At 56.1% G+C, this 4,513-nt stretch carries 2 protein-coding genes and 1 pseudogene; all 3 read left to right on the top strand.

Translation table 11 applies throughout. The features are described from left to right. Positions 1-129: 129 nt before the first annotated feature. Positions 130-1,455, top strand: a complete 1,326-nt coding sequence (locus L692_RS0126140) for a peptidase U32 family protein (protein ID WP_025702838.1) — start codon at positions 130-132, stop codon at positions 1,453-1,455. A 247-nt stretch (positions 1,456-1,702) separates the two neighbouring features. Beyond that, on the top strand, positions 1,703-3,859 hold the full coding sequence (locus L692_RS0126135; RefSeq protein ID WP_051503592.1) for a methyl-accepting chemotaxis protein: 2,157 nt from the start codon (positions 1,703-1,705) through the stop codon (positions 3,857-3,859). Between the two features lie 148 nt (positions 3,860-4,007). Continuing rightward, positions 4,008-4,513 (top strand): annotated as a pseudogene (locus L692_RS30310) (hypothetical protein); the annotation flags it as partial.

Below are 4,513 nucleotides of genomic sequence, written 5' to 3'. Positions count from 1 at the left end.
GGTGGGGGGGAGCCGATACGGATGCTGCAGGACCCGGAACGGGAACTGAGCTTCGGCTTCTTTTATAAAGAGCAGGTGTATTGATTGGAACACATTCTTTCTTGCAAGGAAGAGGAGGGGAGAAGAGATATGAACACTGTGGCCAAGCCGCAATATAAAGGCAAGCGTTACCGCTTGGACAAACCGGAGCTCCTGGCTCCGGCGGGCAATCTGGAAAAATTGAAATTTGCCGTGCACTATGGCGCGGACGCGGTATATATCGGCGGGCAGAAGTACGGCCTGCGCTCGAATGCCGACAATTTCAGCTTCGAGGAAATGCGCGAAGGCGTGGAGTTCGCGAAGAAATACGGCGCCAAAGTATTTGTGGCGACCAATATTTACGCCCATAATGAAGATATCGCCGGGATCGAGGAATATCTGCGCAATTTGCACGAGGTTGGCATCGCCGCGATCATTGTGGCCGACCCCGCGATTGTGGATATCGCCCTGCGGACCGTGCCCGGCCTTGAAGTGCATCTCAGCACCCAGCAGTCGACGCTGAACTGGCAGGCCGTGGCCTTCTGGAAGGAAGAGGGGCTGCCCCGCGTCGTGCTGGGCCGTGAAACGAGCCTTCGGGAAATTGCGGAGATCAAGGAGCATGTCGATATCGAAATCGAGGCTTTCATCCATGGAGCGATGTGTTCCTCGTATTCCGGCCGCTGCGTGCTGTCCAACCATTTTACGGACCGTGATTCGAACCGCGGGGGATGCTGCCAATCCTGCCGGTGGAAGTACGATTTGTTCGAGGATGCCCGTCCGGGGGAGGTCTGGGTCTCCGAGGAGCAGAGCGCGGGAGGGTCTCCGCAGCGTCTGGTGCCGGGCGTTACGCAGCTTCCGCTGCATCAGCCGGAGGACAACCCGTTCTCGATGGGCGCGAAGGACCTCTGCATGCTGGAGAGCATTCCCGACCTGATCGAAGCAGGCATTGACAGCTTTAAAATCGAGGGACGGATGAAGTCGATCCACTATGTTGCCACCGTAGTCAATGCCTACCGCAAGGCAATCGACGCTTACATGGCTGATCCCGAGCATTACGAGATGAAGCGGGAATGGCTGGACGAGCTGAACAAAGCGGCCAACCGTCCGCTGAACACGGGCTTTTTCTACGACACGCCGGATCATGAGGATCATATTTACGAGCCGGAGGAAAAAGCCGCGCCTTATGATTTTGCCGGCCTCGTGCTGGATTATGACGCGGAGACGGGAATGGCGCTCATTCAGCAGCGCAATCATTTTAAACCGGGGCAGGAAGTGGAGTTCTTCGGACCGGACCGCCTTCCGTTCAAGCAGATTGTGGGCGAGCTTCAGGATGAGCAGGGCGCTTCTCTGGATGCGGCCCGCCATCCCCTGCAGCCTATTCGGATGAAGGTGGAGCAGCCTGTGGCTTATTTTGATATGATGCGCAAGAAGAAATAAGGATAGCCGCGTGTATACGCGTGAAAGCGGGCGTGTTCCTGGAATCATAGGAGCCGCCCGTTTTTTTGTGCCATGGGAGAAGCCTTAGGACTAAAGACATAAAAAAATTGGAACAGATATAAGTTATTTCTGCCAGCCTGCCGATATAAAAGATATCGCTTACATAACGTATGGCAAATTCATCGGGCAGGTGATCTGAATGGGAGCTCCTAAACAGGAGAGAAAGAGAAATCGGAGACAGGAACGGTTGGCAAAAGCGGGTCCGGCGGGCGGCGGCGAAGCCTTGCATTCCCGGACGAGGACAGATTGGAGACAATGGCTGCACGGAACCAAGCGGCAATTCAGAAGGGTAAATCCCGCCAGGTCAGTCGGGGTGAAGCTGTTTCTGATTTTTCTATCGTCTATCGTCGTGGTGGTGCTGGGTCTGGGACTGATGTCATATACCAAGGCCAGGAACACCATTAAGGATAACGTATCCGAGGCGAACCGCCAGACGATTATTCAGAATGCCGAGAAGCTTGATATTCTTTTGAACCAATATGAGACATTGGCCTTGCAGGTGTTCTTCGATCCGCAAATTCAGGAGCGGCTTGCCACTCTTGAAAACGCTTTATCTTATTATGAGCAGTTTGTGGCCAATGATGATATCGGCAAAAAGCTGAGCAACCAGACGACCTCGGATGCCAACATTGCAAGCTTTTCCCTGATTCCGGAAGATGCCAAGCGGCAGATTATCTCAAGCGGAAATCGCGATCTGGTCAAGAACGACATACGGGAAATGGACTGGTACAAGCAAGCGGTAGCCAATACCGAGAGCTATCAGCCATGGTTTGTCAAGGAATCCGCCAGCCAGCAATTTTACTGGTTCCCGATGAATATCGGAGTGAAGGACAGCACCAATGTCGGCGTCATCCGAAGAATCAAGTCTATGGACGGCGGGGCGGGCTACGTTATTCTGATCGAGCTTAAAAAAGATATATTTGAAGAGGCTTTCAAAAGCGTCAGGCTGGGGGAAGACGCACATGTTCAGCTTGTTTCTCCAGACGGGAACGTTATCGCTTCCTCGATCAAAGAGGAGGACGGACAAGCGTCGCAATACACTTTTATCAAGGACAGCAAAACCAATAACAACAGCATAGAGGCCACGGACGCGGGAAGACATGATCTGCTTGCCGTCTTCAGTCCGCTTGCGAAGGCCGACTGGAAGCTTGCGGGCATCATCCCCACCCATGAGCTTGTGAAGGAAGCGAAGCCGATTCTCATTACGACTTATGTCGCAGCGGCCGCGGCCGCTCTGCTGGCGCTGCTGCTTGGCGTATGGATGGTGCGCATGATTGCCCGCCCGCTCGCCCGGCTCAAGGATCTGATGGGTCTGGGCGCCCAGGGGGATCTGACGGTACGCACACCCTATACGTCCTCGGACGAGATCGGCCAGCTGTCGGCTTCCTTTAATCTGATGATGGAACGCATTACGGAGCTGGTCTCCCAGACGGCGGAAACGGCCCATGATGTGCTGGAGACGGCGGGCGAGCTCGGGGAAGCTTCCCGCAAGACGGCGGATTCCGCCAGGGATATTGCGGTCGCCACCGAAGAAATCGCGGAAGGCGCCGGGAGCCTGGCGATCGAAGCCGAGAAAGGCAATGATCTCACCGCCGCATTGTCGCGCCAGATGGAGAGCGTCATCCTTGCCAACAAGGAAATGGATCAAGCGGCCCGGCTCGTTGGCGAGTCGAGCGGCAGGGGCGCGAAGCAGCTTGAGGAGCTGATGAAGCAGACCGGCCGCACGGGAGAAATGACTAAGGCGCTCGTGGATAAAGTGGACAATTTGAAAGAAACCGCCATGTCCGTGCTCAAGGTGCTTGATGTCATGAAAAATATTACACAGCAGACGAATATTTTGTCGCTTAACGCCACGATTGAAGCGGCGCGGGCGGGAGAGGCCGGACGGGGCTTCATGGTGGTAGCGGGCGAGATTCGCGGGCTGGCCGATCAGACCCGGGAATCGATTGCTTTGGTGGCGGGGATCACCGACAAGATCATGACTGAAATGAATGAGACGGTGAATGTGCTTTCCGAGGTAACGCCGCTGTTCGCTGCGCAGGTGAGCTCCGTGAAGAGCACCGGGGATATTTTCGTATCGGTTCGCGGGCAGATGGACAGCTTCGTATCCAGTCTGCAATCGGTCACCGCGTCGATTGACAGCCTGGGGAGTGCGCAGGTCGAGCTGTCCGAGGCGATGAGCAATGTCAGCGCCGTGGCGGAGGAATCGTCCGCGACTTCGGAAGAGGTGGCCTCGCTCAGCAGCGAGCAGCAGAATGTAAGCGATCAGCTCGTCACCCTGTCGGCCAAACTGGAAAGCGTTTCCGCAAACTTGAAGGAAAAGCTGGCGCTGTTCAAGATCTAGCCGGTTTAACCGGAATTACCCGTACTAAACTGGAGAGAGCCTTTCGCCGCCGCGAAGGGCTCTTTGGCGCATATCAGTCGCAGGTTGCGGCATGCTTCTTGCACATACTGGGCATAATAGGGAAAAATTTCGGTTCGGAGGCGGCAAGATGCGGAATAAGCGTCAACAACGTAACAAGCGAATGTATATAGCCATCGGTGTTCTGGCTGCCGCTTTTGCTCTGCTGGCGCTGCGGCTCGCCTGGCTGCAATTCGTGATCAGCGGACGGCAGACCCCGGGAGGGCAGTACCCTCTCGCCAAAATGTCGCAAATTCAGAGCGAGCGGGAGCTTGTGCTCGATACCGGACGGGGGCGGCTGTATGACCGCCGCGGTCTGCCGCTGGCCGGAGAAACGGTCTGGACGGCGGCTTTTTTTCCCCGGGAGGAAGGAAGACCTGCGGCGGATGCAGGTGGAGAATCGGCCGCTCTTCACCGGCTGGCGGCTGTACTCGGCGCGTCCTATGAACAGCTCAAGGACAGAAGAGAGAAGCTGGCGCAGCCCTTCCTGTGGCCCGAGAAGTCCGGCGGAGGGCCGCTTGCGCTTACGAAGGAGCAGGCGGACGAAATCAGCAGGCTTGATATTGACGGCGTTCGGGTGATGCCCTTTGCCCGCAG

Origin of the sequence: Paenibacillus forsythiae T98 (genome assembly GCF_000520735.1) — a bacterium.
In the GTDB taxonomy this organism is placed as follows: Bacteria; Bacillota; Bacilli; order Paenibacillales; family Paenibacillaceae; genus Paenibacillus_AQ; species Paenibacillus_AQ forsythiae.
The sequence above is the reverse complement of the archived record's forward strand: the minus strand, read 5'-3'. Positions and strand labels throughout refer to the sequence as shown.